This window comes from Streptosporangium sp. LJ11, from assembly GCF_051918945.1.
Lineage (GTDB): Bacteria > Actinomycetota > Actinomycetes > Streptosporangiales > Streptosporangiaceae > Streptosporangium.
The window spans coordinates 45,719-70,814 of record NZ_JBPXMB010000017.1; the positions used below are offsets into that span (position 1 = coordinate 45,719).

Below are 25,096 nucleotides of genomic sequence, written 5' to 3' on the forward strand. Positions count from 1 at the left end.
CCTCCCGATGCCGCCGACCCCGAGCCGCACGTTTTCATGAACAGCCGGAAGCGCCACGGGACAACGACCTCCTCACCCGCGGACGGCGAGCCCGGCACGACCAAGGACAGGTGAAGACAGTGACGGACACCAGGAAAGAGCTTGATCAGGACCGCCTCGCGGAGTTCCTGGGACGCGTGGTGGTCGACAGCGGTGCCGCGTTCGCGGGGCTGGCCACGTCGATCGGCGCCCGCCTCGGTCTGTACACGGCGATGGCCGGAGCCGGACCTCTCACATCGCGGCAACTGGCCGAGCGCACCGGGCTGGTCGAGCGTTACGTGAGGGAGTGGCTGGCGGCGCAGGTGGCCGGCGAGTACGTGCTCTACGAACCCGGGACGAGTACCTATCTGCTGCCGGACGAGCATGCCGCCGTCCTCGCGGACCCGGCGGCGCCCACGTACGCGGTCGGCGCCTTCACGATGCTCGCCTCCCTCTACGCCACCGAGGACGCGTTGGTGGACGCCTACCGCACGGGCGAGGGCGTGGGCTGGCAGGAGCATGGGCCGGAGCTGTACGAAGGGGTCGCTGCGTTCTTCCGTCCGGGCTACGCGGCCTCGTTGGTGCGGGAGTGGCTGCCGGCTCTGGACGGTGTCGTGGACATGTTGCAGTGGGGCGGGTCGGTCGCGGACGTCGGGTGCGGCTTCGGCCACACCACGCTGCTCATGGCTCAGGCGTTCCCGAAGTCCCGGTTCCACGGTTTCGACTTCCACGGCCCGTCGATCGAGGCCGCCCGGCGCACGGCGGCGGAGCAGGGACTCGGCGACCGGGTGAGCTTCTCGGTCGCGACCGCTCAGGATTTCCCCGGCGGTGAGTACGACCTGATCACCTTCTTCGACTGCCTGCACGATCTCGGTGATCCCGGCGGCGCTTTCCGCCGTGTCAGGCAGACGCTGGCCCCTGACGGCAGCTGCATGGTCGTCGAACCGAACACCTCGGACAATCCGCTGGACAGCATCAACCCGATCGGCCGGTCCTTCGCGTCCACCTCCGCCACGCTCTGCCTGCCGGCGGCGACAGCTCAGAAGGGTCCGTACGCGCTGGGGAACCACGCGGGCGAGGAGATCATGAGGGAGATCGCCGATGAGGCGGGCCTGCACAGGTGGAGACTCGTCACGGAGACCCTCACCAACCGCGTATACGACGTCAAACGGTGATCATCGTCGAACGGCGGGCCGACAGTACTCGGCCGCGGGGTCGTTCCGACGTGGTGACGATCGACGACGTCGCGATCCCTCGGACCGTGACGCTCGGCACGGTCGTGCCCGCCGCAGTGCTCTCGCGGATGACCTGTCTCGGGTCTTTCGGACGACTCGCCCCGTGATAGGCCGTGCCACGGGGACGGTCACGGCCCACGCCTGACCGATATATGACGTTCATCACGTAATTCGCAGATTCCCTCGGCATAATTTAGATTATGTACAACATCTAATACGGACAGGAAGATCTCTCATGAGCACCTATCTCATCAATCACCTCCGAATCCCGGGTGACGTCCCCAACGAGCAGGGGCTGGCGTACCTGGAGCAGGTGGAGGCCACCGTGGAACCCTTCGGGGGCAGGTGGCTCGCCCAGGGCGGTGCCGACGTGATCGAGGGCGCCTGGCCCGGCTCCGTCGTGCTCATCGAGTTCCCCGACCGCGCGGCCGCGACGGACTGGTACAACTCCTCCGCCTACCAGGAGATCCTGCCCCTTCGGACCATGAACTCGATCTCCGATCTCGTCTTCGTCGACAGCCTCCCCGCGGGCTTCACGGTCGCCGGCTTCGCCGGCGAGGTCCGCGCGGCGATCGCGGCCACGAGCAGGTGACCGGGCGGCGACCCGGATCGCCCTCGCCCGTCATGAAGCAGGTCGCGCGACAGGGCCGAGAGGCCTCACCGGGAGTGGGCGCCACCGCGCCGCAGAAGGGTGTCCTGGACGACCTGAAGTATCTCGTCCGACACGGGATCATCGGCTGCCGCCCGCGCGAGTGTCATCGCGCCGACCATGGTGGCGAGGCACACGATCGCCCGCTCGCGTGCCGTGCCGTCGTCGGCGACCTGCGGGTCCTGAAGCTCCGCCAGGAGCTCGATCGTGTTTCGCAGTCCGGTCGTGTAGGAGACGCGCAGCGGGCTTCCGCTCCCGGCCCGGGCGGCGTCGGCGGCGATGCCGGCGTTGGCGCAGCCGGTCCCGGGTGAATCACGGTGCTTCGACGACAGATAGCTGGAGATCAGTTCCGACCTCGCCTCCGCGCCGTCGGAGTGGTCCTGGCGCAGTTGTCGCAGCAAGGAGGCCAGTTCGCCGAACGCGGAGTCCGTCGCGATCCCCATCAGCTCGTCCTTCGAGCCGAAGTGCTTGTAGAAGCCGCCGTGCGTCAGGCCCGCGGCCGACATGACGTCCTGCACGCTCACGCCGCCGACGCCGCGCTCGCGGAGCAGTCGTGCCGTCGCCGCCACTATCTCTTCCCGGTGCTTGGCGGCGTCCGCCCGCGAGGCCCTGCTCATGTGTCATCGCGCCTTCCGTATGGCGTCATGATATGACGCTTATCATCTAATTAACAGTCGATCCCGGCGGCTGTGACTCCGGTGGATTCCAGTACCGGGAACGACCCCCCCTCGCGTCCCGGCCGGGACGACAACTTCACCAAGGCTCACCGCATTCCCCGATCACCGCATCAAGGAGAACGACATCATGGATCTGAAACTCGAAGTTCTGGTCATTCCCGTCTCCGACGTCGACCGCGCCAAGGCCTTCTACGAGAAGCTTGGTTTCCGTCTGGACGCCGACTTCCCCGGCGGCGGCGACTTCCGGGTCGTGCAGGTCACCCCGCCCGGGTCGGAAGCGTCGATCATCTTCGGGACCGGCGTCTCCGCGGCCGCCCCCGGATCGGCACAGGGCCTGCACCTGATCGTCACCGACATCGAAGCCGCCCGTGCCGAACTGCTCGCCCGCGGCGCCGAGGTCAGCGAGGTCTGGCACGACGCCGACGGCGTCTTCCACCACGCCGGCACGGCGAACCGCGTCGCCGGACCGCATCCCGATCGCGCCGACTACGGCTCCTTCGCCTCGTTCGACGATCCCGACGGCAACGAATGGATCCTCCAGGAAGTCGTCACCCGCGCCCCCGGCCGCTGAACCGGTCGAACGGACAAGGAGCAGACGATGGAACCCACGACAGACCCGAACGCGGGTCCTGTGCGAGACCTCACGACGACGGAGATCATCCTTGACGTCCTCAAGCGGGCGGCGACCGCCCACGGTGTCCATGAGGCGGAAGTCCTCGGCGGACGGCACGACGAGGACTGGCCGCAGTGGTACGCCGAGCACATGGCCCGCACCTTGGCCGAGAGCGGCTACCGCATCGTCGGCCCGTCGGCCTGACCGGCCGGCCACAGCCGTCGACCGTGCCGGCGACGGGTTCCCGTCACGACGACGGGAAACCGGAGATCCGGGTGCCGGCGTCCAGGCCGTACGACGACGACGGGCCGGCACCCTCCGGCCCCGCGATCGCCGACGTCCTCCGGGGCCCGGTCACTAGGCCAGCAGTGACGCGTAGCGCTCCAGGTCGACGTTGCCCCCGCTGACGATCACACCGACCCGTTTCCCCCTCAGCTCGGCGGCGAGGTTGCGGACGGCGGCCAGGCCGAGGCAGCCGGTGGGCTCGACGACGATCTTCATGACGGATCCGAAGAGCCTCATGGCGTCGACGAGTTCGGCGTCGGTGGCGGTGACGATGTCGTCGACCTCGCGGCGGATGATCTCGAAGGGGTGGGCGCCGAGGTGCTGGGTCTGCGCGCCGTCGGCGATGGTCTTCGGCGTGTCGATGTGGACGATGGAGCCCTCGCGCAGCGACCGCCGCCCGTCGTCGCCCGCTTCCGGCTCGACCCCGTACAGCGCGCAGCCGGGCGACAGCGCCCGGGCCGACAGCGCCGTACCGGAGAGCAGGCCGCCCCCGCCCAGGGGGACGAAGAGCGCGTCGAGGTCGCCGACCTCCTCGAACAGCTCCTTGGCGGCGGTGCCCTGACCGGCGATCACGTGGGGGTGGTCGTACGGCGGGATCAGCGTGAGGCCGCGGTCGGCGGCCAGCGCGCGGCCGATCTCCTCGCGGTCCTCGGTGTAGCGGTCGTAGCGGACGACCTGCCCGCCGTACCCCTCGGTGGCGGCCACCTTCGAGGCCGGCGCGTCGTGCGGCATGACGATCGTGGCCGGGATGTCGAGCAGCCGGGCGGCGAGGGCGATCGCCTGGGCGTGGTTGCCCGAGGAGTAGGCGACCACGCCCGAGCGTCGCTGGTCGGGGGTGAACCGCGACAGCGCGTTGAACGCGCCGCGGAACTTGAAGGCGCCCATCCGCTGGAAGTTCTCGCACTTGAACACCACGTCGGTGCCGACGCTCTCGTTGATGCGGCGTGAGCGCAGCACGGGGGTGCGATGGGCCCGCGGCGCGATGTGGGCGGCGGCGCTCAGGACGTCGTCATAGGTCGGTGACGCCGGTGACGGGGACATCGGCTACCTCTTCTTCTCGGGGCACGGCTACGGACCCGAAGCCTGCCATCCCCGCCGGGCAGCCGGTGTACCGGGCGGTGTCATGGAATCGGCTCGGACATGGCGCGCCGTCCGGTCTAGCATCGGGTCGTCCGGTGTGACAGGCAGGCGGACTCACTGTCCGGACAGTTCCGGAAAGTGACAGTGAAGCGGTGCGATTCTCTGTGCAGGTGGTGTTGTTGTGGCAGTCGGTACGATTCTTCGTTTCGATGAGGTGCGCGGGTACGGTTTCATCGCCGCCGTCGGCGGGGGCGAGGATGTGTTCTTCCACGCCAACGACTTCGGTGAGAGCCGGCACGCCGTCCAGCCCGGTCTGCGGGTGGAGTACGAGGTCATGGAGGGCGAGCGCGGCCTGAAGGTCTCGACCGTCACCCTTCTGGACCCGCCGCCGGTCCGGCGGCCGGTCGCGGCGGCGTCCCCGGTCGCCACCGCCGCCCCGCAGCAGCTCGGTGACGACGACGGTGTGTGCGACGTGTTGTCGGCGAAGTCCTTCAGCGGTGCGGTGACCGAGCTGCTCATCGAGCACGCGCCCACGCTGACGGGCGCGCAGATCGGGCAGGTCAGGCATCGTTTCCTGGCGTTCGCCCGGTCCCACGGCTGGGTCGACGACTGAGGCCGGCCGGCGCGCCTTCCGGTGACCCGGATCGCGGTGGGCGCGATCCGGGTTCTGCCCGCCGCTGTCGGTGGTGGCTCCGGCGACGTGCCCGTCGACGTACCGGCGCGACTGGTTCGGGGTGACGGCGCGGTCCCACTCGAAGCCGCCGCGCGTCGCGGAACGGGTGCGGGACGGCGTGGTTCACAGTCCCGGACGCTCTTTGGTCGGATGCGCACCCAAGTTCTGTTCATATGGGACAAAAGCGGCTACTCTCGACGGGAATTGACCTTGAGCGGTCGGAATCGCCCGCGGTTTCCAGGGCCAGTGGGCCTTCCCGGTGGAGAGCAGAGGTGGCGATGGCGCGCTGGTTGGGTCAGCTGCTCGTGCTGGCCGTCGTCGCCGGCGTCGCGCTGACCGCCCTCGCGACGCCCGCGTCCGCGCACGGCCAGCTCGCGATGTCGACGCCGGCCAAGGACAGCACGGTGACCGAGCCGATGGAGTCGCTCGCGCTCTACTTCACCGAGAAGCCCGCCCCGAACGCGTACTTCACCGTCACCACCCCCAGCGGTGCCCGCGTCGACCAGCCGTGGTCGCACGGGCAGCCCAAGCGCCTCGACGAGCCGGTCACGGAGTACAACCTCGTGGACGGCACCTGGCAGCCGAACCTCTACCACACCGGGTTCCCGGCGATGGTCCCGGTCGCGTACTGGCCGGAGCAGGGCCTGTACGTCGCCCGTTACATGTCGGTCGCCTCGGACGGCGAGAAGGTCACCGGAGAGGTCAAGTTCACCTACAAGGGCAAGATGTCGAAGGCGCCCAAGGGCTGGAAGGCCCCCACGAACGAGCCCGACCCCGCGCTGCTCAACCCGGCGGAACCCAGCGCCGTACCGTCGGCCGGAGCGGCCGCCCCCGCCACCCCCCAGACCACGCCGCAGGCGGCGGCTTCGAACGCGCCCCAGGCCGCCTCGGGTTTCGATCTGTCGGTGTGGCTGCTGCCCGCCGTCCTCGTCGTCGGAGTGGCGTTCATGGTGGTCCGGGCGGCACGGAGGCCGTCGCCCCGCGGCGCGGAGGTCCGGCGGCGTCCCACCGGGCCACCCGCGCGAACGCCTCCTGGCCGGTCCGCGACCGCGTCGCGCAAGGCGGCCAAGAGCGCCAAGGGCGCCAAGGCGGTCAAGAGCGCCAAGCGACGCTGACCGGCCCGCCCCCGCCGCCGTGCCGGCTCGCCGCCTCCGCGCCGGCCTGACACCCCCACCCCCCAGGAGAACAGCCATGACGTCACCCCCTGCCCGCCGCCGCCCGCTGCTCGCCGCGCTCATGCTCGGCGTGGCCCTGCTGATGGCCCTGCCGATGGCCACGGCCTGCGGCTCGCCCAGCGCGGCCCCCGGCGCCTCGACGGTCAAGGAGATCGCGGTGACCATCGCCGGACGGCAGGTGACGCCCCCGCCCGGACGGATCGACGTGACCAAGGGGCAGACGGTACGGATCACGGTGACCGGTGACGCGGCCGACGAGGCGCACGTCCACGGCTACGACAAGGCGGCGGACCTGAAGCCGGGCGTCCCCGCGACGATCGAGTTCGTCGCGGACCGGGACGGGCTGTTCGAGGTCGAGACCCACGACTCGAAGCTGCAGCTCTTCCAGCTCGTGGTGCGCTAGGCCGGCGTGATGTTCCTGGCTCACGGCATCGGCGGTCGCCAGGACCTGCCGATCCCCTTCGAGGCCGCGCTGACCGGCGCGATCCTCGCCCTGCTGGTGTCGTTCGTGGCCTTGGGCGCCCTGTGGACCGAGCCGCGGCTGGGCGCCGACGTCCGCCGTCCCCGCCCGCTGGCCTCCGTCGTCCAGGGGGTGGTGTCCGCGCGGGCGTGGCCGTGGTTCTGGCGTGCCGCCGGGCTCGTCGCCGCGGCGTACTTCTGCGTGGGCCTGCTCTTCGGCCCGGACCAGGTCGAGAACCCCACGGCGGGGGTGTTCTACGTCCTGTTCTGGGTCGGCCTGGTGCCGCTCTCGCTGCTGTTCGGGCCGGTGTGGCCGGTCCTCAACCCGCTGCGGACGCTGCACCTGCTGGCCTGCAAGGGGCTCGGGCGCGACCCCGCCACCGGGCTGCGCCCGCTGCCGGGCGGGCTGGGTTACTGGCCCGCCGCGGGCGGTCTCCTCGCTTTCGTCTGGCTGGAACTGGTCGCCCCCGAGCGGGCCACCCTGCCCGTCATCGGGGCCTGGCTCGCCGCCTACGTCGTGTTCATGCTCGGGGGAGCGGTGCTCTTCGGGTCGCGCTGGTTCGACCACGCGGACGCGTTCGAGGTCTACAGCACCCTCGTCGGCCGGCTCGCCCCGATCGCAAGACGCCCCGACGGCGTCGTGACCTGGCGTAACTCGCTGGACGGCATGGCCGGGCTCCGGCCGGTGCCGGGGCTGACGGTGCTGGTGGTGGTGCTCCTCGGCTCCACCATGTACGACAGTCTCTCCAACGCCCCGGTCTGGGTGCGCTTCGTGCAGGAGAGTTCGGTGCCGGCTCCGGTCATGGGGTCGGTGGGCCTGCTCACCGTCATCGGCCTGGTGCTCGCGGCGTACCGCGGCGCGACCTCGCTGGCCGGCCGGTGGGGCGCGGCGGAGCCGGGGACGACGGCGGGCGAGCTCGCCCACGCGGTGGTTCCGATCGCCGTCGGGTACGTGGTCGCCCACTACTACACGCTTCTCCTCCTGGAGGGGCAGCGGACCCTCGCCCTGCTCTCCGATCCGCTGGTCACCGGCGCTGACTGGCTGGGCACCGCGGGGTGGACCGTGCAGGCGGCCGGTACCTCCCCGGCCGGGATCGCCATGCTCCAGGTGACGGTCATCGTCGTCGGTCACGTGGTCGGCACCGTGCTCGCCCACGACCGCGCGCTGGCCCTGTTCCCGCGGCGCACCGCCGTCCTCGGGCAGATTCCCCTCCTGCTGCTGATGGTGGTCTACACGGTGGTGGGCCTGCTTCTCCTCTTCGCGGGCTGACCGGCCCCGCCCTGCCACCGATCGGCCCTCCTACCCGTGGGTCCCGCGGGTCCAGCGGGTCCAGTGGGTCACCGGGAAGCCGACGGAGCAGCGGTTCTCCCCGATGTGGTAGGCGCCGCCCCCTTGGGGCCGTACCGGGGACGCTCCACAAGGTGCACGGGACGCGGGTCCTCCTGGGAGGCCAGCACGACCACCAGGTCCGTGTTCACCCCGATGGACTTGAGAACGTTCTGGGTCACCGAGACGTGCCTGGACAGGACGACGACCTTGTTGCTCCGCACGTCGATGTACCGGACGCTTTCCCCGATCGGGCGGGTGGACAGGGCCTCGTCGAGTTTCCGCTTGACCGCCTTGAGCGTCCCCAGCGACACGCGGACGACCTCGGCCCTGGCGCCCGCGGAGATGATCCTCGGAATGTCGGCGGCGCTGGTGGTGGCGACCACGAGGGTCTGCGCCAGCATTCCCGTGAACCAGGAGCCGCCGAAGCGGCCGCCGAGCTCCTCGCGCAGCCGAGCCTCGACCGGTGCCAGCCGGATCTCGTTGAGCAGCCGGGTCTCGGCCTGCCTCCTGGTGAGACCGAGGTCGCGCTGGAGCGCCTCGATGACGCCAGGCGGCAGGTTTATCGCGGGGGGAGAGCTCGCCGCCGTCTGAGGCGGGGCCACCGGGGTGAGGACCGTCGGGGCGAAGGCCGTCGGGGTGGGAGCCGCCGGGGTGAGTGCGGCACCGCCCGAGGGCCTGGGCGTGGTGACGGCGGGAGAAGGTATCAGAGCAGGCGCAGGGACAGGGGCGGCGCCCGCCGCCCGGTGCGCGACGACGGCCGGAAGGGCTGTCAGGGTGAGCGCGGTGATCACCAGGACGCACCCCGTGGCGGCGATGTGGCTGCGGGACATGTGAGTCTCTCCTCGACCTCGGCTTTCGAAGCGTGAGGGGGGAGGCCATCCCGCGTCGCGGGCCGGTCGCGCGACAGGGGCACCGCCACCTTAATCCAGCCGTAGCCGGTTCCCGCCGGTAAGGCCGGGCGCCACGCGGGACGGATGATCCCGGCCGGCGGACCGGTACGCCCAGGTCAAGGCCGCCGGTCGCGCTCCCCGCGCCCGCGACGGCCGGCTCCGATCGGGCACTTCACCGGTTGCCGGCGGCGTTCGCGAACTTCCTCGCATCGGGGGGAGTATCGGGCATCGCCCGGGAGCGTGCGCGAACGCTCGGTTTGACCGCGGGACATGGTGGAGATGAAGGGGCAGGCGGGAGGGCCGGTGGCCGCGCCTCGCTCCCGCGAGCAGAACCGAGGGCAGTAGACATGTTCGCCTATGGTCAGGGAGGTCGTCATGCCGCGAGACAGCCGGTTGGGCAGGTTCGGCATCTGGAGCGGGGCCTGGAGCAACGCGTCGCGCGGCGACGGCCCGGCCGACACGGGCGCGTTCGACGACGCGGTGGCCGAGTTGGACGCGCTGGGGTACGGCACCCTCTGGCTCGGCGGGAGCCCGGCCGTCGACCACGCCGTACCGCTCCTCGAGGCGGCCCCGCGCATCACCGTGGCCACCGGCATCCTCAGCATCTGGGAGTACGAGGCCGCCGAGGTCGCCGCCCGGCGGGCCGCGCTCGAGCGAGAGTATCCCGGGCGCTTCGTCCTGGGGCTCGGCGTGAGCCACGAGGGCCTCACCGAGCGGTACGCGCGCCCGTACTCCGCGATGCGGGAGTATCTGGACGCGCTGGACTCCGCCGCCGATCCGGTGCCCGCGCAGGCGCGTGTTCTGGCCGCTCTCGGCCCCAGGATGCTGGAGCTGGCCCGGGACAGGGCCGCGGGCGCGCACCCGTATCTCGTCACCGTCGAGCACACCGCCCAGGCCCGCGAGATCCTCGGAGAGCACGCCCTGCTCGCCCCCGAGCTGAAGGTCGTCCTCGATCCCGACCTCGAAAGCGCCCGCGCCACCGCGCGCGGCTATCTCCGCTTCTACCTGAAGCTGCCCAACTACACCAACAACCTGCGCCGGCTGGGTTTCGAGGAGGACGACTTCCGCGACGGCGGTAGCGACCGGCTGGTGAACGCGGTGTTCGCGCTCGGGGACGCCGACGCCGTCGCCGGGAGGGCCGCGGACTTCCTGGACGCGGGAGCCGATCATCTCGCGATCCAGGTCGTGACCGACGACCCCTTCCACGACCTGCCGCGCGCCGCGTGGCGTCGCCTGGCCGAAACACTCCCGCTGGACGGCTGAGCCGTGGACCCGCTCCACGGTCCGCGCCTGCCAGGCCGGCCGTCGCCTCGGTGGGGCCGCCCGTGCCCCGGGCCTCCCACGCCCGGGGCCGGTCGGGGCGAGGCCCGTCCCTGGTCCGGTCAGCCGATGCGGAGCGGGAGCGTGCGTGGCCCGCGGACCTGACCCGTCGCCCAGGTCACCGCCGCCGGGTCGTCGAGGCTGAAGGCCGGGATCCGCTCCAGCCAGACCTCGAGGGCGACCTGCAGTTCCATGCGGGCCAGGTGCGAGCCCACGCAGCGGTGGATGCCCAGGCCGAACGCGGCGTGCCGGTTGACCTCGCGGTCGATGACGACCTCGTCCGCCCGGTCGAACTGGGCCCGGTCGCGGTTGGCCGCGGGGAACGACAGCAGGACCCAGTCGTCGGCCTTCATGTCGACGCCGCGCCAGTGCATGTCCTCCTTGACCAGCCGCGCCATCGTGACCGGCGCGTAGGCCCGCAGGAACTCCTCCATCGCGGTCGGCAGCAGGGCGGGTTCGGCGACCAGGCGCTCGCGGTCGGCCGGCGTCTTGGCCAGGTGCCACAGCGAGGCGCCGATCGCGCTCCACGTCGTGTCGATGCCGGCGATGAGGAGCAGCGCCATCGTGCCCGCCACGTGGAGCGACTCCAGCTTCCTGCCGTACAGCTCCGCGTTGACGAGGTAGGTCGTGAGGTCGTCCCGCGGGTTGTCGACGTGGTCGCGGATCTGCGCCAGCAGGTAGTTGAACAGCTTCTCCATCCGGGGGATGCGCTCTTCCGGGGGCAGGTTGATGCCCTCCAGCGCGTTCTCGACGAACTCGCGGAACTGCGGCCCGTCCTCGGGCGGGAAGCCCAGCATGTCGGCGATGACGCGCATCGGGATGTGCTGGGCGTAGTCACGGGCGGCGTCGATGACGTCCTGTCCCTCCAGCGCGTCGAGGAGCGAATGGCAGAACGCCCGCGTCGCCGGCTCCTGCCTGGCGACCACCGTCTTGGTGAACATCGGCAGCAGCAGCTTGCGCGCGTCGTGGTGGAAGGGCGGGTCGGAGGAGATCGGCGGCGTGCCGCCCACCGGTGCCACCTCGCGCGGCGGCCGGAAGTTGCTCATGACGATCGACCGGGAGGAGAAGTGCTCGGTGTCGTAGGCGATGGCCGCGACGTCCTCGTAGCGGGTCGGCAGCCACGCGCCGCCGAACCGGTCGGTGTGCGCGATCGGGCAGCGCTGCCGCAGGTCGTCCTGGATCGGGTACGGGTCGGCCGCCCACTCCGGCTCGGTGTGGGAGAAGTCGGTCGCCCAGTCGGAGACCGGCCCGGTGATGACCTCGTTGCGCACGCCGTCAGGGCGCTCTCGCAGCCTCTCCTCGAATTCCCGCTGGTCGAAGCGGTCATCGACGGTCATGTCGCGCCTCCTGGAGGATCTCGATCGTTCTTTCCGGGCAGTTCGCCATGGCCAGGCGCGCCGTCCGCTCCTCGCCCGGGGGTACGACGCCGTCGCCGACGACCAGCCCGTAGCCCTCGTCGTCCTCGCCGAACAGGCCGGGGGCGAGGTCGTAGCAGCGACCGTGTCCCTGGCATCGCTCGGAGTTGATCTTTACTTTCACTGTGGCGCTCCCCTCTGTGCTGTGGTGCCGGCGGGGACCGAGGTCTGTGCCGTGGTGCCGGCAGGGGCCAGGGCGGCGACGACGCGGGCGAGCAACGCGGCCCACTCCCCGTCGTCGACCGGGTGCAGGTCGGGTGTGACGAGCGCGCTGCCCATCGCGAGCAGCAGGCAGAAGTGCGACAGCGCGTCCGGCGACAGCGCGCCGTCCAGCTCGCCGTCGTTCTGGGCGGCACGGACGAGCCCGGCGAGCCAGTCGGTGCGTTCGCCGACGTAGTCGCGCATCGGCCGGGCGACGTCCTCGTCGCGGCGCGCCGCCACGAGCGCCTCGACGATGAGGTAGCCGTGGGCGGCGCGCCGGCGCGGGAGCCCGCGTCCGACGACGGCCAGCAACTCCGTGATCGGCCGGTCCGGGTCGGCGGCGAACAACTTGGCCAGCAGCTGCGGCCCGTGTGCGCGCAGCGCGGCCACCAGCAGCTCGGCCTTCGAGTCGAAGTGGGCGTACAGGGCGCCGTTGCTCACCCCCGCGGCCGCGGCGATGTCGGCCACGCGCGTGCCGTCGTAGCCGCGCTGGGCGAAGGCCTCGGCCGCCGCGCGCAGCAGGCGCTCCCGGGTCTCGGTGGCGGTGACGCCCGCGATACGCCCCATGCGCCAATTAAAAGAACGTTCATTTGATATGTCAACAGCGTCGGGAGTCCTCATTCCGTGTCTGGCGCCGTCGAACTTGAGAGTTCGGTGTGGATCTTGAGAGTCGACTTGAGAGTGAGGAATCGAAGATGAGAGTTGGGTTCCTCCCTCGGCGCCTGGCGTTGGTGGTTGAGCCGCAGCCTGACGAGTGGTTCTCCTCTTGGGTTGATCGGATGGCGGTGCGGAACGGACACTCGTCGAGTCGCCAGGGCTCGATGTGCGGGGACTGTCTGGCGATGTCCGCTCACTGGCGTACGGCGTCGTCGCGACCCCGGAGATGTGTGAGGGGGTCAGAGCCGCCACGCCCCCAGCGAGCCCGCCATGTGACGGCACGCCTGTGGGCTTGTCGGTTTCCGGCGGGCGACCGTAACCACCAGACGTTGGGGAGGCAACGGCCACCTCCGAATCCTCTGGCATGCGGTTTTCACCTTAATTTCAGCCGAAGGAAGCAGGGCGGATTCATCGGTGCAGCTCAACGTGGCCTGTTTGACTCGAATCTATGGGAATCCCTGCCCGACCTTGTCCGGCTACGGCAACCTCATCAGAATCAGTTCAGCCTTCAACTAATTGGTCGGAGGCTCACTTGCACGGATGAGGAGAGGCATGAAGCGCACCATCTTCGTTCTCATCGGCGTCATCGGCGCCATGCTCACCGGCATCAATCCAGCGTCCGCGGCCACCTCCGCGGTCGACTGTTCCACTGGCGGGTACACGCGGGCGTACAACAGCTATATCCCCTCCAACATGGAGCGAGGGGCCATCGACGGTCGCAGCTACAACATCGGCGGCTCGCTTTCGTACGAATACGAGATCTGCCTCGACATCCCAGACACCTCAACGTTCACGATCGAAGTGCGGATCTGGAACAACGGCACACAGACCGCCTTCGTGGACGACCGGCCCGGTGACAAGGTCTTCCGCTTCTCGCTCGCCCCGAACAGCTTCTGGCAGGTCTACGGCACGCTGACCGGGCCCGGCAGCACCTACCTCTACTACACCTGGCACGAGAAGCGGGTCTAGTTGCAGTGGGTCCAGCCGCTCTGCCACGCCGCCTTGGCGAAATCGCCGCCCCAGACGACGCGCTTCTTCTTCGCTAGGAGGCGGATCGGGCCGGCGTAGACGGTGTAGCGGCCCCAGCCGTTACCGTGGGCGCCCTTCTGCACGCGCAGCAGGGCGCCCACGTTGATGGTGCCCGGGATGACGTTCTTCGACAGGGTGACCACTCAGTTGAGGCCGGTCGCCTGTTCGTACAGAAGATAGGTGGTGGCCCGGCCGTTCTGCCGGCGAAGCCACATGGTTGGGCGACGCAGCCCATCCGAATGCGTGAGACCTTCGGGGACAGTGCCCACATCCCGGCGATACCTGCCATCAAAATCGAGGTGGCGACGTGTCAGGAGGCGGATTGGTGACGGCGAATCTGGAGGGGATGAGTGAACGTGAGTACTTCGCCCACGTGGCCAAGCGGTTGGGCATGTTCGTGGTGGGATCGAGGCTTACTGGGGTCGAGGGCTTCCTGGACGGTTATGACCAGCACGCGCTGCGTCATGGAGGTCCTGGTCTGAGCGGCTGGCGGGAGTGGCTGGTCGCTCGACGGGGTCAGGACTGCAACCATGGCTGGCAGGGGCAGGTGCGCCATATCGCTCTCCCCGACGGGTGGGAGCAGTGGGGACTGACCGGTGAAGAGGAGGCCAAGGTCATCCAGGTCCTGTTCACGCTGCTGGATGAATTCCTCACTGCCCGGGAGGTGTCGGACACCCGTGGTTCCTAGACCGTCGGGCGGGACAGGGTGAGCCGACGCCGCAGCGTGTCGATCTCGATAATGATCACGGTGACCTCGTCGCCGACCCGAACCGCGTCGCCTGACACCTCTGGGGTCGGGGCGGTGAGATCGCTGAGGTGAATCAGGCCTTCAATGCCGTCTGCCACACGGATGAAGGCACCGAAGGGCACCACTTTGGTGACCGGGCCGTGCAGGATCTGCCCCACGTGAACGTGGCGCGCGAACTGCTGGAACGGGTCAGGCCGGGTGGCGCGCAGCGATAGGCGGGCTTCGCCGTCATGGGTGTCGAAGACGAGGACCTCGCAGGTGATGTGCTCTCCCACGGAAACGACCTCGGATGGGTCCTCGAAGCGGTGCCAGGACAGCTCGGGCATGGTGATGAAGCCGACGCCGGGGAAGACGGGGTGGCCGGGTCCGTCGTCCAGATCGACAAAGACGCCGAAGCGTTCGATGGCCGCCACGGTGCCGGACAGCCGCTGTCCCGGACGCAGTGACTTCAGATATGCCCATAGTTGGAGGTTCTCGGTCGCAGACCGCGAGAGCCGAACCTGTCGTTCGGGGAGATCAACGGCGATCACCTCGGCAGAGACCCGGCCGCCAACTTCAAGGATGTCGGCGGCCGAGCCCCCGAAGGACCCCCAGGAAAGATCGAGCGGGCCGATGACACCGACCGGAGCGCCGGCGAAAGCGTCGAGAAGCACGGTCGTTCCCGATCGCGTGATCTCTGCGACGGTTCCGATGAGGACATCGCCGACGTTCACGATCCTCAGGAACGCGGCAAGGGACGATTCCTCCTCCACGGCCCCCACGGCTCCAAGACTAGACAGGTTCGAGCCCTGAAGCCCCAGTGCCCAACCGACGTACATTCATGGCACTTGATCTTCGGCTGCGCACTGCCGACTTCGATGACGCGAGCACTAACATTTCGACACCCATCGAAGTGACAGTGTCCAGGTCAGGAGCAGGTCCTCCTGTCATCTTCGGTGGGTCCAGACAATTGTCCGGAGCCCCTGCAGATGTCAGTACGGCACACGAGTTGTCAGTGGACTTGGCAGTGGGTCATCGGGGATGGCAGTGGACGCGTGTACGACAGGAGGTTCAGCCCGTGGCATCTGGCCGCATCTCCCGGCGTTCGACGTTGGTGGTTGAGCCGCAGCCGGGTGAGTCGTTCGCCTCGGCCGCGACCGGGCTCAGGCCTGGCCGGAAACCTCCGCCGTCTCGGCGGACGCGGGTTCGGGTTCGGCGGCCGGTGGTTGTCCGCGGAGAGTCACCGAGGCGAGTACGGCCAGGACCAGGGAGGCGACCGCGCCGATCCCGGCGACGAGGTTGAGGCCCGCGGTGAACGCCTCCCGGGCGGGGACGAGTACGGCTTGCGCCTGAACGGGCGGAAGATGTGCGACGGCGGTGACCGCGGCCTCGATCGAGTCGCGGGCGGCGGAGGCCGCCTCCGGCGGGAGGCCGGCGGGAAGCGCGGCGGGCACGGTCTGGCGGTAGACGGCGGCTCCGGCGCTGCCCAGGACGGCCACGCCCAGGGCCAGGCCGAGTTCGGTGCTCGTCTCGGACATGGCCGCGGCGGAGCCGGCCCTCTCGGGCGGGGCGGAGCCGACGACAAGGTCGGTGCCCAGCGCCATGATCGGGCCCTGGCCGACGTAGACGACGACGATGCCGGCGATCAGGAGGGGGAGCCCGGCCGCCTGGTCGAGCAGGGCCAGCAGGAGGAAGCCGGCCGCCGACACCGTCAGGGAGGCAGCGACCACGACCCGCTCGGGTAGCCGCCGTACCAGGATGGGGGCGGCCAGGGAGGTGAGAATCATGGCGACCGACGAGGGCACCAGCCACAGGCCCGCCGCGAGCGGGGACAGGCCCTGGACTCCCTGGAGGAACCGCGTGACGAACAGGTAGGTGCCGGCGGTGGCGGCCAGGCCCAAAAGCAGCAGGAGCAGGGCGCCGGTGAGGGCGCGGTTGCGGAAGAGCGTCACGTCGAGCACCGGGGCGGCGAGCCCGCGCTGTCGCCGCCAGAACACCGCTCCGGCGACAAGCCCAGCCAGAACGATCCCGCCGCTCAGGACCGGGTCGCCCCCGTGGGACAGCAGCTTGACGCCGTACACGATCGTCAGCATGGCGACCAGGGAGAGCGCGACGCTGACCAGGTCGGGCCGCCCCGCGGTGGTGTCGCGGTACTCCGGGAGCAGCAGTGGCCCGCCCACCAGCAGCAGCGCCATCACCGGCACGGCGATCAGGAACGCCGCCCCCCACCCGAACGATTCCAGCAACGCCCCGCCGACCACCGGCCCCGGGGCGACTCCGCCGGACAGGCTCGCCGCCCAGATGCCGATGGCGGTCCCCCGCTGGCGTGCGTTTCGGAACATGTTGCCGATCAGCGCCAGCGTGGAGGGCATCAGCGTCGCCCCCGCGATCCCGAGCAGCGCCCGAGCGGCGATCAGCGCCTCCGCGCTGGGAGCGTACGCGGCGGCCACCGACGCCAGGCCGAACGCCGCCGCTCCCCACATCCGCAACCTGCTCGCCGCCGGACTGTCCACCGCCACCATCGCCGGCCTGCTGCCCTGCATGGGCAAGGACGGCGACGCACTCATCGCCGACTGCCCCGAACTCCTGCTCGACCTCCACCGCGAACGCGCCCGCCTCCAGGCCGCCATCCACGAACTGGAGACCGCCCGCACCACCCTGGACGCGGTCATCGCCACCGCGCCCCCCGAGGCGGAGCGGACCGCCCGCGCCATGCTCGCTCCGGCGTCCTGACGGATCCGACACGGCAGGCGCATCCGCCGGTGCCGGCCATCACCCACCGCAAGAGCGACCTGGCACGCATCTCCGCCGCGAGCCGGGACTGTACGGTTTTCGGCTCTGGCTCACTTTCGGTGGTAACGGACCGTGCGCGTCAAGCTGACGTCGCGGAGCTGAACGGGTTCCTCACCAGACGCTTCCGGGACCGTGCGATCGCCCGTACACCTGTCCCCAGACCTTGTCTGCGGCAGATCCGCATGGGTCAGAATGTGCCGATGACGACATCCGCTGACGACTCCGGTCCGGTCCGGATCGTGACGGCCGTTCTTCGCGACGGCGATCGGGTGTTGCTGTGTCATCGAAGCGCCGGACGCCGTTGGTATCCCGACGTGTGGGACCTGCCGGGCGGTCATGTCGAGGAGGGGGAGGATCCAAAAGAGAGCCTTGTCCGCGAGCTTCGGGAGGAGTTGGGAATCACGGCATCGGAGCCGTCCGGCCCGCCGATGCATGAGATCCGGACCGCGACGTTCGACATGCAGATCTGGTTGGTCGACAGGTGGACCGGGACACCCGTCAACGTCGCGCCGGACGAGCACGACGCTGTGGCGTGGTTCGAGACGTCCGACCTTGACAGTCTGCGTCTCGCCCATGAGTCGTATCTCTCGATGCTCACCGCCGTGCTCGTCACGTGACGTCCATCTGCTGTAGATCTGGCCGCCGACGACTCCCTCGACAATCCCGTCTCGGCGGCCTTGGCGCTCGCCACCCGCGTCACCGGCGTCACGATCACCCCGCAGCACCTTCACCGCCCCGTCCTCGGCGCCGCCATTCCCGGCGCCTGTTTCTGACCCGCCCCAGCGTCGAAACGGCCAGAAGCGGTGGCGACGCAGCGATGCCCTCACCTCGCCACAGAGACCTTCCGAACCATGCTCGGATCGCACTGTCACTTTGAACGTCGTTCGGGCGACCTGATCAGATGCTGATCAAAATGACGGTGCCCGGGTCAGCCCCAAGCCTCGCTGCCATGTTCGGCGACGCCAGACATCCGAAATGTCTGGGGCCCTTGCAGAGATGGCAGGACGCGCGTGTGCGGCAGGAGATCCAGCTCGTTTTTGACATGGGCGCGGCCCTGCCGGTCGTGGCGGTCGCCGTCGCCGGGAAGTTCGCCGGCGCCTACGTCGGCGTCCGAGCGGGCCGCCTGTCGTCGTGGGATGGAGTGGCGCTGGGGGCGTGCATGAACGCGCGGGGGAGACATCGAGGTCGTGATCGCGATGGTGGGGCTGCGTCTGGCGTGCTCACGGCCGAGATGTACACGATCCTCATCCTGACGGCCCCGCCCGTCCTGCGGATCGCCACGGCCAAGATCACCCCACGGAGGAGGAAGCGGCCCGCCAGGTGTGAAGGTCCAGTTGAAACGAGCGGCGCACCCGAACCGATATCAACGCAAGGAAGGGGGCCTCCGTGCGGGACGAGGAGATCGTGGCCGCGGCACAGGTGATCCGTGCCCGGCTCGGCGTCCTTTTGGGCGAGGATGCGGCCGGAGTGGAGGAACAGCTGTCCGCCCTGCTGACGCAGGCGATCGTCAACGTGGACGCGATCATCGAACTCCTGGGGCGGCGGGAGGAGACCCGGGCGGCGATGCGGGAGGAACTGGCCCAGGTGCGGTCCGTACCGAAGGACGGGCCGCCCGAATTCGCAGCGGCGCCCGGGTTCGGCGACCCCGCCGCGCCGATCGTCTACCGGTGCGGAGAGTGCGGGTACACCTATCCCGTGTTCGAGGTGGGTGAGCCGGTGCCCGCGTCGTGCGAAGAGGGACACGGCCCGCTGGTCAGGGTGGAGTGACGGTGTTCACGTCGGTGTGGACGCCGCTCGGAGGCAAGGTCGCCGACAGGTGGGCCGGGCTGCTCACCTCGCCGGTGATGGTCCTGTGGGGCGGTGGGCTGCTGGCCTGGGTGCACGGGCACGGCGGCCTGACCGGAACCACCTCGGGCTGGAAGGAACTGGAACGGCAGTGGCGGACGGCGTTCCCCGAGCCCGCCGCGCAGGTCGCCCTGCTCATCGGGGCGTTGCTGGTCGTCCTGGCATCGGCCCGGCTGCTGGAGAGTCTCACATTGCCGGTGGTGCGCCTGCTCGAAGGGTACTGGCCCCGGTGGGCGTGGCCGATCAGCGCGGCGCTGACATGGATGCGCGGGCGCCGGATCGAGCGGGCGGCGCGGCGGTGGCGCGACCTCGCGCTGCGCCGCGACGAACTCACCGCGAGGGAACGCCTGCGTTTCTCGCGGATCGACGCGGGCCGGGCGGCCGTCCCGGCGGTGCCCCATCTGCGAATGCCGACCGCGCTCGGGGATCTCCTGCGGGCGGCCGAGCTCAGGATCCGCCTCCGCTACGGGCTCGACGTCGTCGCGTGCTGGCCGAGGCTCTGGATCCTGCTGCCGGAACAGGCACGCGCCGACATCGGCCAGGCACGCGCGAGGCTCGACGAGATGGCGAGGCTGTGGGCCGTCGGGGTCTCCCTGGCCGGATTCACGATCCTCACCTGGTGGGCACTGCTCGCCGCGGCCGTCGTCGCAGCCGTGGCCCACCGGCTCCTGCGATCCGCGGCGGCCGACTACGCGATCATGCTTCAGTCCTGTTTCGACGTGCACCGCAGAATGCTCTACGAGGCGGTGGATTTGCCCTGGGAGACCCGGGCGGAGCCGGAGGACGGGCAGCGCATCACCGCTTTCCTCACCCGTGGTACGGCGCTCACCGTCGCCCGGAAGGGCTAGACGTGGACGTGCGGGGGTGGACGCGGGCGAGCCGGATCGCCTGGCGGCTGATCCGCGGTCCGGTGCCGTCCTGGCCGGAGGTGGGGCGGCTCCTTGCCGACGAGCCCGCCGACGTCCTTGAGCGGCTGGAAAGGCTCCTGCTGGTGGCGCTGCGCCAGACGCGCGCCCAGCCCGGCCAGGACCCCAGGGCCGTCACCTGGATGACGGACCTGTCCTGGGTGGTTCAGACGCTGCGCCTGAGGGGTTCGCGTGAGACGCCCCGCCTGCCGATCGACGGGCTGCCGCTGGGCGTCCCGACCACGGTGTCCCATCTGTACGGGCCGCTGGAGGAACTCCTCAACGCCTCCGACGCCGACCGCGCGGCCGCGATCCTGGCGGCCCATCCCGAGATTCTCGGACCGGAGGTCGACGCGGCCCTCACCGAGTTCGCGTCCGCGCTCGAGGTCTATCGCAGGTTCGGGGAGGCACACCGCGTCCGGCGTTACCTGGCCGGGTTGCGGGCGGGCGGCGTGTTCCATCCCGACGAGTTCATCCCTCCCGAAGCCGCCCTGCGCCGAGTCCGCGAACTGTCGGAGCGGTTCGGCCGGTTGTGCCGGACGGCTCATGAACCCGCGGTGGCCGACGCCGCGATCGACGACGGCGAGCGGCTGCTCCTCCACCCGCAGTGGCCGGGCCTCCACGACGAGGTCCGTATCTTGCACCTGCACGAACTCGCGAACGCCTACACCGACCGGTTCGAGCGCACCGGACGGACGAGCGACGCCGAACGCGGCGTGACGCTCAACCGGACCCTCGGCGACCACACCCCGCTCGACCATCCGGAACGGCCCGGCTACCTGGCCAATCTCGGCAAGTCCCTGCACGTCCTCGGCCGGATCGAGGAGGCCGTCCCGATTCTGCGCACGGCCGTCAAAACCGCCGGACCGCGCTCGCCCCACCGGTTCCTGTTCCTCAACAGCCTCGGCAACGCCCTCCGCGACCTGTCGGAGCTCCGCGACGACGACGTGACCCTCGACTGGGCGATCGCCGCCTGCCGCCTGGCGGCGTCCGAGGAGGCGCGCCCCGACGCCCTCTACCCGACCTACGTCGCGAACCTGAGCCTGACGTTGCTGGCCCGGTACCGCCGTCGTCGCGACCCCGCCGACCTGACCGCCGCGATCGGAACCGGCCGCGAGGCGGTACGCCTCGACCCGGAAGGTCACTACGTCCGAGGACGACTCGCCGAGATGCTGATCGACACGGGCCAGTACGGCGCCGCCCGCGTGATGATCGAGGAGGCGCTCGCACGGGTCCCGTCCGGGGCGGCCATCCGCGAGCACTACCGCGCGGTCCGCCGGACTCTGCGGGAGGTCCGCGATCCGGGCGTGCGGCCCGACGATCCGATGGCGGAGGCTCAGCGCGTCGTCGCCGTCGCGCTGGCGGAGGACTCCTCCGCCGCCGACCGCCGCGCCGCGCTCGACCGGATCGTCGACGCGCTCCTTGTCGCGGTCTCCAGCGCTAACTCGCATCAGGAGCGGATCGAGCTCCTCGACCGGCTGGCGTCGGCGTTCCACACGCGGTATCTGGAGTTCGACCGGCTCGAGGACCTCGACCAGGTCATCGACATCAACGCCGCACTGGTCCGGGACGAGGCGACGTCCGAGCGGCTGATCCGATGGGCCGCGCGGCTCTGCGACCGCTACCGGGAGGTGCCTGACGTCGAGACGTTGCGCGAGGCCGTCGACGTCTACCGGCAGGCTCTCACCGCGTCTCCGCCCGACGAACCGGACCGCTGGGAGTACGCCCAGGAACTCGGCGACGCGCTCAGTATGCTCTACCGCGCCACCGACGACGTGACCCTGCTCCGGGAAGCAGCGCACCTTCGGACCGAAGCTCTTGGCCAGCTCACGGTGGACCACCCCGAAAGGCCCTCGGTGCTGCTGAAACTCGCCGTCGACCGGTACGAGCTGGCCGCGCACGACCCGGCCACCACCGACGCGGATCTGCGCGGCCTCGTCGCCGAGGTGGGCCCCGACCCGGCGGCGCTGGCCGGCTTCGGCGACCGGCTCGTCGACCGCTATCTGCGGTACGGGCTCCCGGCAGACCTCGACAACGCGATCGTCCTGCTCCGGGGGGCGCTCGCCGGGACCGGCGACGACATCGAGGCGGTGTATCGGACCGCCCGGCTCGGCGGCGCCCTGCGCCTGCGGGCGACCGGCTCCACCCGGCTGAAGGACCTCCACGAGGCCGAGTCCCTGCTGCGGAACCGGCTCGCGACCACCACGATCCCCGGACCGGCCGCCCGGCTCGGCTTCGAGCTGGCCGGGGTCCTGCACGAGGTGTACACGGCCACCGGCGACGCCGCGGCCCTCGACGAATGCGTGCGCTTCGACGAGGACGCGATCAGATCGTCGGGCCGGGCCGATTCCCAGTACATCGGTGGCCTGTGCACCGCGCTCATCACCCGGTACGAGCTTCTCGGCCGCCGGGTCGACCTCGATCGCGCGGCCGCCCTGCTCCGGGAGGCGACTGCCCGAGAGCTGCCGCGAACCCCCAAAGCGGTCATGTTGAACGCGCTGGGCAGTGCGCTGCGCCTGCAGGCCGAGACGGAGGAGCGTCCGGAACTGCTGGCCGCCGCCATCACCGCGATCCGCCAGGCGGTCGACCTCCTGCCCGCGACCGCCCCCTACCGGGCGCAGTACCTGGCCAACCTGGCCGGTCTGCTCGCCGCCCAGGACCGCGACGCGGGTGTTCTCGACGCCGCCGTCACTTCGGCCAGGGCGAGTCTGTCGGTCGCCCCATCGGACGAGGTCAGGGCACGCCTGCGGCTCGCGCTGGCCGATCTGCTGTCCGCCCGGGGCGACGACGAGGAGGCCGGGGCCGAGCTGGCCGCCGCGGCGCTGTTCGCCGATCCCGCCGTCCGGGCACGCGCCAACCGCAAACGGGGCGACCTGCTGAGCGCGCGGGAGTCCTGGCGGCCTGCCGCCGAGGCGTACGCGGCCTGCGTCGCGGGCTTCAACGACGTGTTCGCGATCCAGCACACCCGCCACCACCAGGAGGCGTGGCTACGGGAGCTCTCCGGCGTGCCCGGCGCGGCCGCGTCGGCGTTCGTCAAGGCGGGTGACCTGGACGCCGCGATCGACGTCCTCGAGACCGGTCGGACCCGGCTGCTCGCCCAGGCCCTCGCCGGGTCCCCCCGTAACGGAGAACCGAGGCTGCCGCTGGTGCACCTGATTCCCTCGGGCGAGGAGTGCCTGGCCGTGATCACGCCCCCGGAGGGAGAGAGATGCGCGCTCCACCTCCCCTGGGGCGGGTCGGCCCTCCTCGACCGGGCGCTGGAGTACACCACGGCCCTGGTCTCCGAGGACGACGACCGCTGGGCGCGGGTCCTCGACGACACCACCGGCTGGCTCGGTGAAACGATCATGGGTCCGGTTCTTGACACCGTCGGAACACCCGCCGCTCTGACGCTCGTCCCCACCGGTGGCCTGACGCTCCTTCCCCTGCACGCCGCGTGGACGGCCGACCCGGACGCTCCCGGCGTCCGCCGATACGCCCTCGACACCACCACGATCCGCTACGCCCCGAACGCCGCGCTACGGCCCGCGACTTCTCGCCCGCCGAGCTCGGCCCTGAGCGTGGCGGATCCACAACCCGTAACGGCCGACCGCCTGCCCTACTCCGAGCTGGAGGGCAGGGGCCTGGCCGCCCTCCTGCCACACACGGTGACCCTCCACGGTCCGGCCGCCGGGAAGGACGCCGTCCGTGCCCACCTGCCGTCGGCCCGGCTCGTCCTGTTCTCCTGCCACGCGACCACGGACGTGCGCACCGTCGCCGACAACGGCTTCCTGCTCGCCCACGACGAGGTCCTCAGCCTGCGCGACCTCCTCGCCCTGCCGCTGACCGCTGACCTCGTCATCGCCTCGGGCTGCCAGACCGCCTTCCCCGACGTCTCCGCCCTCGACGAGGTGATCAGCCTCTCGACCGGTCTCCTCCAGGCGGGAGCCGGTTCCGTCCTCGCCACCGCGTGGAAGATCTCTGACGGCCCGTCGATGATCGTCGTCCTGGCGACGCTCCGGCGGTGGCTCACCGATGGCCTGCCACCCGCCGAGGCCCTGCGCGCCGCCCAGTCGTGGCTCCGCGCCGCCACCACCACGGACATCCTCACCCGCTTCACCGACTGGTACCCGGCCGAGGTCCCCTCCCTGCGCCGTCTCCTGGCCTTCGAGGACCCCGACGCCATCCCCTTCGCCCACCCCGTTCACTGGGCGGCCTTCGCCTTTCACGGTGGCTGACTCACGGCACCAGCCCGGTCTCGTACGCGATGATGACCAGTTGCACCCGGTCTCGCGCGTCCAGTTTCACCGGCAACCGGGTGCGATTTTGCCTTGTCCAGATATAGGGGATTCCTGGCCGAACGAAGGCGGCGCCGCACGCCGATCGGTGGGCAGCATGGAAATCGGACGAACACTCCCACCGTCGACGCACTTCCTGGAAAGTCAGAGGTCATGCCAGAGGTCATCGCGGGGTTGGAGATTCCTGAGACAGCGGCGGTCGCCGAGGCGACCGGGCTCATCCGGGAGACGACCAGTCCCCTCATCTACCACCACTCCCGGCGGGTCTTCTTCTTCGGCCTGGTTCACGCTCGCAGGCTCGGCGTGAAACCGGACCCGGAGCTGCTCTACGTGGCGGCCATGTTCCACGACACCGGCCTCCTGACTCCCTTTTCCGATGTCGAGCAGCGCTTCGAAGTCGACGGCGCCGACCACGCGCGCGAGTTCCTCCTGGACCGGGGTTTCTCCACGGCCGCCGCCGAGACCGTCTGGACGGCGATCGCACTGCACACCACGCCGGGCATCCCCGACCGGATGGCCCCGGAAATCGCGACCACGTACCTTGGCGTCTTGACCGACGTGCTCGGCTTCGGCCTGGACGAACTGGAACACGATCAGCTGGGCGAAATCCTCGCCGTCCACCCGCGAGGAGACTTCAAGACCGAGTTCCTGCGAGCCTACGTCGACGGGCTCAAGAACCGCCCCGAGACCACGAACGGCACCGTGAACTCCGACGTGCTCGAGCACTTCGTCCCCGGTTTCCGGCGCACGACGACGGTCGAGCGTATCGTCGGCTCGCCCTGGCCGAGCTGACGGGACATCGTACGAGGCCGCGCGACGAACGGTGTGAGCCACCTCGACAAC

At 70.3% G+C, this 25,096-nt stretch carries 26 protein-coding genes; 17 read left to right on the forward strand and 9 right to left on the reverse strand.

Going from position 1 to position 25,096, the window contains the following annotated elements; translation table 11 throughout:
- Positions 1-110 precede the first annotated feature (110 nt).
- Positions 111-1,193, forward strand: coding sequence for a class I SAM-dependent methyltransferase (locus ACTOQ3_RS24565; protein WP_440085683.1), 1,083 nt, complete (start codon positions 111-113; stop codon positions 1,191-1,193).
- A 295-nt stretch (positions 1,194-1,488) separates the two neighbouring features.
- A complete protein-coding gene (locus ACTOQ3_RS24570; RefSeq protein WP_440085684.1) occupies positions 1,489-1,845 on the forward strand; it encodes a DUF1330 domain-containing protein in 357 nt (118 codons plus the stop codon).
- A gap of 65 nt (positions 1,846-1,910) precedes the next feature.
- Here the strand turns inward: ACTOQ3_RS24570 and ACTOQ3_RS24575 are convergent, their stop codons facing one another.
- Entirely contained in the window at positions 1,911-2,519 is a 609-nt protein-coding gene (locus tag ACTOQ3_RS24575; RefSeq protein WP_440085685.1) for a TetR/AcrR family transcriptional regulator, read from the reverse strand.
- Between the two features lie 187 nt (positions 2,520-2,706).
- On the opposite strand from ACTOQ3_RS24575, the gene ACTOQ3_RS24580 reads away from it, so the two are divergent.
- Positions 2,707-3,150: a VOC family protein gene (locus ACTOQ3_RS24580; RefSeq protein WP_440085686.1), complete on the forward strand. Its 444-nt coding sequence runs from the start codon at positions 2,707-2,709 to the stop codon at positions 3,148-3,150.
- A 27-nt stretch (positions 3,151-3,177) separates the two neighbouring features.
- The gene (locus ACTOQ3_RS24585) at positions 3,178-3,396 is read left to right on the forward strand and encodes a hypothetical protein (protein WP_440085688.1); all 219 of its coding nucleotides are present in this window, start codon (positions 3,178-3,180) and stop codon (positions 3,394-3,396) included.
- A 153-nt stretch (positions 3,397-3,549) separates the two neighbouring features.
- On the opposite strand, the gene ACTOQ3_RS24590 is transcribed toward ACTOQ3_RS24585, so the two are convergent.
- On the reverse strand, positions 3,550-4,518 hold the full coding sequence (locus ACTOQ3_RS24590) for a threo-3-hydroxy-L-aspartate ammonia-lyase (protein ID WP_440085689.1): 969 nt from the start codon (positions 4,516-4,518) through the stop codon (positions 3,550-3,552).
- 220 nt (positions 4,519-4,738) lie between these two features.
- On the opposite strand from ACTOQ3_RS24590, the gene ACTOQ3_RS24595 reads away from it, so the two are divergent.
- From ACTOQ3_RS24595 to ACTOQ3_RS24610, 4 genes are all read left to right on the forward strand, one after another.
- Positions 4,739-5,170, forward strand: coding sequence for a cold-shock protein (locus tag ACTOQ3_RS24595; protein ID WP_440085690.1), 432 nt, complete (start codon positions 4,739-4,741; stop codon positions 5,168-5,170).
- Positions 5,171-5,508: 338 nt separating this feature from the next.
- The gene (locus tag ACTOQ3_RS24600; RefSeq protein ID WP_440085691.1) at positions 5,509-6,345 is read left to right on the forward strand and encodes a copper resistance CopC family protein; all 837 of its coding nucleotides are present in this window, start codon (positions 5,509-5,511) and stop codon (positions 6,343-6,345) included.
- A 76-nt stretch (positions 6,346-6,421) separates the two neighbouring features.
- Entirely contained in the window at positions 6,422-6,808 is a 387-nt protein-coding gene (locus ACTOQ3_RS24605; RefSeq protein WP_440085692.1) for a hypothetical protein, read from the forward strand.
- 9 nt (positions 6,809-6,817) lie between these two features.
- Complete coding sequence (locus ACTOQ3_RS24610; protein ID WP_440085693.1) at positions 6,818-8,134, forward strand: hypothetical protein; 1,317 nt, start codon at positions 6,818-6,820, stop codon at positions 8,132-8,134.
- A 68-nt stretch (positions 8,135-8,202) separates the two neighbouring features.
- Here ACTOQ3_RS24610 and ACTOQ3_RS24615 read toward each other — a convergent pair whose 3' ends face one another.
- Complete coding sequence (locus ACTOQ3_RS24615) at positions 8,203-9,024, reverse strand: alpha-lytic protease prodomain-containing protein (RefSeq protein ID WP_440085694.1); 822 nt, start codon at positions 9,022-9,024, stop codon at positions 8,203-8,205.
- Between the two features lie 435 nt (positions 9,025-9,459).
- On the opposite strand from ACTOQ3_RS24615, the gene ACTOQ3_RS24620 reads away from it, so the two are divergent.
- Entirely contained in the window at positions 9,460-10,347 is an 888-nt protein-coding gene (locus tag ACTOQ3_RS24620) for an LLM class F420-dependent oxidoreductase (protein ID WP_440085695.1), read from the forward strand.
- Positions 10,348-10,466: 119 nt separating this feature from the next.
- On the opposite strand, the gene ACTOQ3_RS24625 is transcribed toward ACTOQ3_RS24620, so the two are convergent.
- The 3 genes from ACTOQ3_RS24625 to ACTOQ3_RS24635 are packed head-to-tail and all read right to left on the reverse strand — an operon-like array spanning position 10,467 to position 12,587.
- Complete coding sequence (locus tag ACTOQ3_RS24625; RefSeq protein ID WP_440085697.1) at positions 10,467-11,741, reverse strand: cytochrome P450; 1,275 nt, start codon at positions 11,739-11,741, stop codon at positions 10,467-10,469.
- Positions 11,728-11,943, reverse strand: a complete 216-nt coding sequence (locus ACTOQ3_RS24630) for a ferredoxin (protein WP_440085698.1) — start codon at positions 11,941-11,943, stop codon at positions 11,728-11,730. The genes ACTOQ3_RS24625 and ACTOQ3_RS24630 overlap by 14 nt, the downstream gene beginning before the upstream one ends.
- Positions 11,940-12,587 (reverse strand): TetR/AcrR family transcriptional regulator, encoded by a 648-nt coding sequence (locus ACTOQ3_RS24635; protein ID WP_440085699.1) that lies wholly within the window; start codon positions 12,585-12,587, stop codon positions 11,940-11,942. The genes ACTOQ3_RS24630 and ACTOQ3_RS24635 overlap by 4 nt, the downstream gene beginning before the upstream one ends.
- A 642-nt stretch (positions 12,588-13,229) precedes the next feature.
- Between ACTOQ3_RS24635 and ACTOQ3_RS24640 the strand changes: the two genes are divergently transcribed.
- A complete protein-coding gene (locus ACTOQ3_RS24640) occupies positions 13,230-13,646 on the forward strand; it encodes a hypothetical protein (RefSeq protein ID WP_440085700.1) in 417 nt (138 codons plus the stop codon).
- Here ACTOQ3_RS24640 and ACTOQ3_RS24645 read toward each other — a convergent pair.
- Entirely contained in the window at positions 13,643-13,849 is a 207-nt protein-coding gene (locus ACTOQ3_RS24645) for a hypothetical protein (RefSeq protein ID WP_440085701.1), read from the reverse strand. The genes ACTOQ3_RS24640 and ACTOQ3_RS24645 overlap by 4 nt on opposite strands.
- A gap of 182 nt (positions 13,850-14,031) precedes the next feature.
- Here ACTOQ3_RS24645 and ACTOQ3_RS24650 point away from each other — a divergent pair, with 182 nt between their 5' ends.
- On the forward strand, positions 14,032-14,394 hold the full coding sequence (locus ACTOQ3_RS24650) for a hypothetical protein (RefSeq protein ID WP_440085702.1): 363 nt from the start codon (positions 14,032-14,034) through the stop codon (positions 14,392-14,394).
- Here ACTOQ3_RS24650 and ACTOQ3_RS24655 read toward each other — a convergent pair.
- Positions 14,391-15,215, reverse strand: a complete 825-nt coding sequence (locus tag ACTOQ3_RS24655) for a S1 RNA-binding domain-containing protein (protein ID WP_440085704.1) — start codon at positions 15,213-15,215, stop codon at positions 14,391-14,393. The genes ACTOQ3_RS24650 and ACTOQ3_RS24655 overlap by 4 nt on opposite strands.
- Before the next feature lie 381 nt (positions 15,216-15,596).
- On the reverse strand, positions 15,597-16,883 hold the full coding sequence (locus tag ACTOQ3_RS24660; RefSeq protein ID WP_440085705.1) for an MFS transporter: 1,287 nt from the start codon (positions 16,881-16,883) through the stop codon (positions 15,597-15,599).
- Here ACTOQ3_RS24660 and ACTOQ3_RS24665 point away from each other — a divergent pair.
- The 6 genes from ACTOQ3_RS24665 (at position 16,774) to ACTOQ3_RS24690 (ending at position 25,045) form a co-directional block, all read left to right on the forward strand.
- Positions 16,774-17,166 carry a hypothetical protein gene (locus tag ACTOQ3_RS24665; protein WP_440085706.1) on the forward strand — a complete coding sequence of 131 codons (393 nt, stop codon included), beginning with the start codon at positions 16,774-16,776 and terminating at the stop codon, positions 17,164-17,166. The two genes, ACTOQ3_RS24660 and ACTOQ3_RS24665, sit on opposite strands and share 110 nt — an antisense overlap.
- A 29-nt stretch (positions 17,167-17,195) precedes the next feature.
- Positions 17,196-17,843 (forward strand): NUDIX domain-containing protein, encoded by a 648-nt coding sequence (locus tag ACTOQ3_RS24670; RefSeq protein ID WP_440085707.1) that lies wholly within the window; start codon positions 17,196-17,198, stop codon positions 17,841-17,843.
- Positions 17,844-18,612: 769 nt separating this feature from the next.
- Positions 18,613-18,993: a hypothetical protein gene (locus tag ACTOQ3_RS24675; RefSeq protein WP_440085708.1), complete on the forward strand. Its 381-nt coding sequence runs from the start codon at positions 18,613-18,615 to the stop codon at positions 18,991-18,993.
- Positions 18,994-18,995: 2 nt separating this feature from the next.
- Positions 18,996-19,919, forward strand: a complete 924-nt coding sequence (locus ACTOQ3_RS24680) for a hypothetical protein (RefSeq protein ID WP_440085709.1) — start codon at positions 18,996-18,998, stop codon at positions 19,917-19,919.
- Between the two features lie 2 nt (positions 19,920-19,921).
- Positions 19,922-24,193: a CHAT domain-containing protein gene (locus ACTOQ3_RS24685; RefSeq protein WP_440085710.1), complete on the forward strand. Its 4,272-nt coding sequence runs from the start codon at positions 19,922-19,924 to the stop codon at positions 24,191-24,193.
- Positions 24,194-24,406: 213 nt separating this feature from the next.
- Entirely contained in the window at positions 24,407-25,045 is a 639-nt protein-coding gene (locus ACTOQ3_RS24690; protein WP_440085711.1) for an HD domain-containing protein, read from the forward strand.
- Positions 25,046-25,096: the final 51 nt, after the last annotated feature.

What these genes read in the sequence shown, in the direction of transcription:
- ACTOQ3_RS24690 (WP_440085711.1), top strand. Translation starts at nt 24,407, where the DNA reads ATGCCAGAGGTCATCGCGGGGTTGGAGATTCCTGAGACAGCGGCGGTC.
- ACTOQ3_RS24665 (WP_440085706.1), top strand. Translation starts at nt 16,774, where the DNA reads ATGTTGCCGATCAGCGCCAGCGTGGAGGGCATCAGCGTCGCCCCCGCG.
- ACTOQ3_RS24575 (WP_440085685.1), bottom strand. Translation starts at nt 2,519, where the DNA reads ATGAGCAGGGCCTCGCGGGCGGACGCCGCCAAGCACCGGGAAGAGATA.
- ACTOQ3_RS24615 (WP_440085694.1), bottom strand. Translation starts at nt 9,024, where the DNA reads ATGTCCCGCAGCCACATCGCCGCCACGGGGTGCGTCCTGGTGATCACC.
- ACTOQ3_RS24585 (WP_440085688.1), top strand. Translation starts at nt 3,178, where the DNA reads ATGGAACCCACGACAGACCCGAACGCGGGTCCTGTGCGAGACCTCACG.
- ACTOQ3_RS24570 (WP_440085684.1), top strand. Translation starts at nt 1,489, where the DNA reads ATGAGCACCTATCTCATCAATCACCTCCGAATCCCGGGTGACGTCCCC.
- ACTOQ3_RS24590 (WP_440085689.1), bottom strand. Translation starts at nt 4,518, where the DNA reads ATGTCCCCGTCACCGGCGTCACCGACCTATGACGACGTCCTGAGCGCC.
- ACTOQ3_RS24640 (WP_440085700.1), top strand. Translation starts at nt 13,230, where the DNA reads ATGAAGCGCACCATCTTCGTTCTCATCGGCGTCATCGGCGCCATGCTC.
- ACTOQ3_RS24625 (WP_440085697.1), bottom strand. Translation starts at nt 11,741, where the DNA reads ATGACCGTCGATGACCGCTTCGACCAGCGGGAATTCGAGGAGAGGCTG.
- ACTOQ3_RS24620 (WP_440085695.1), top strand. Translation starts at nt 9,460, where the DNA reads ATGCCGCGAGACAGCCGGTTGGGCAGGTTCGGCATCTGGAGCGGGGCC.
- ACTOQ3_RS24580 (WP_440085686.1), top strand. Translation starts at nt 2,707, where the DNA reads ATGGATCTGAAACTCGAAGTTCTGGTCATTCCCGTCTCCGACGTCGAC.
- ACTOQ3_RS24605 (WP_440085692.1), top strand. Translation starts at nt 6,422, where the DNA reads ATGACGTCACCCCCTGCCCGCCGCCGCCCGCTGCTCGCCGCGCTCATG.
- ACTOQ3_RS24635 (WP_440085699.1), bottom strand. Translation starts at nt 12,587, where the DNA reads ATGGGGCGTATCGCGGGCGTCACCGCCACCGAGACCCGGGAGCGCCTG.
- ACTOQ3_RS24600 (WP_440085691.1), top strand. Translation starts at nt 5,509, where the DNA reads ATGGCGCGCTGGTTGGGTCAGCTGCTCGTGCTGGCCGTCGTCGCCGGC.
- ACTOQ3_RS24610 (WP_440085693.1), top strand. Translation starts at nt 6,818, where the DNA reads ATGTTCCTGGCTCACGGCATCGGCGGTCGCCAGGACCTGCCGATCCCC.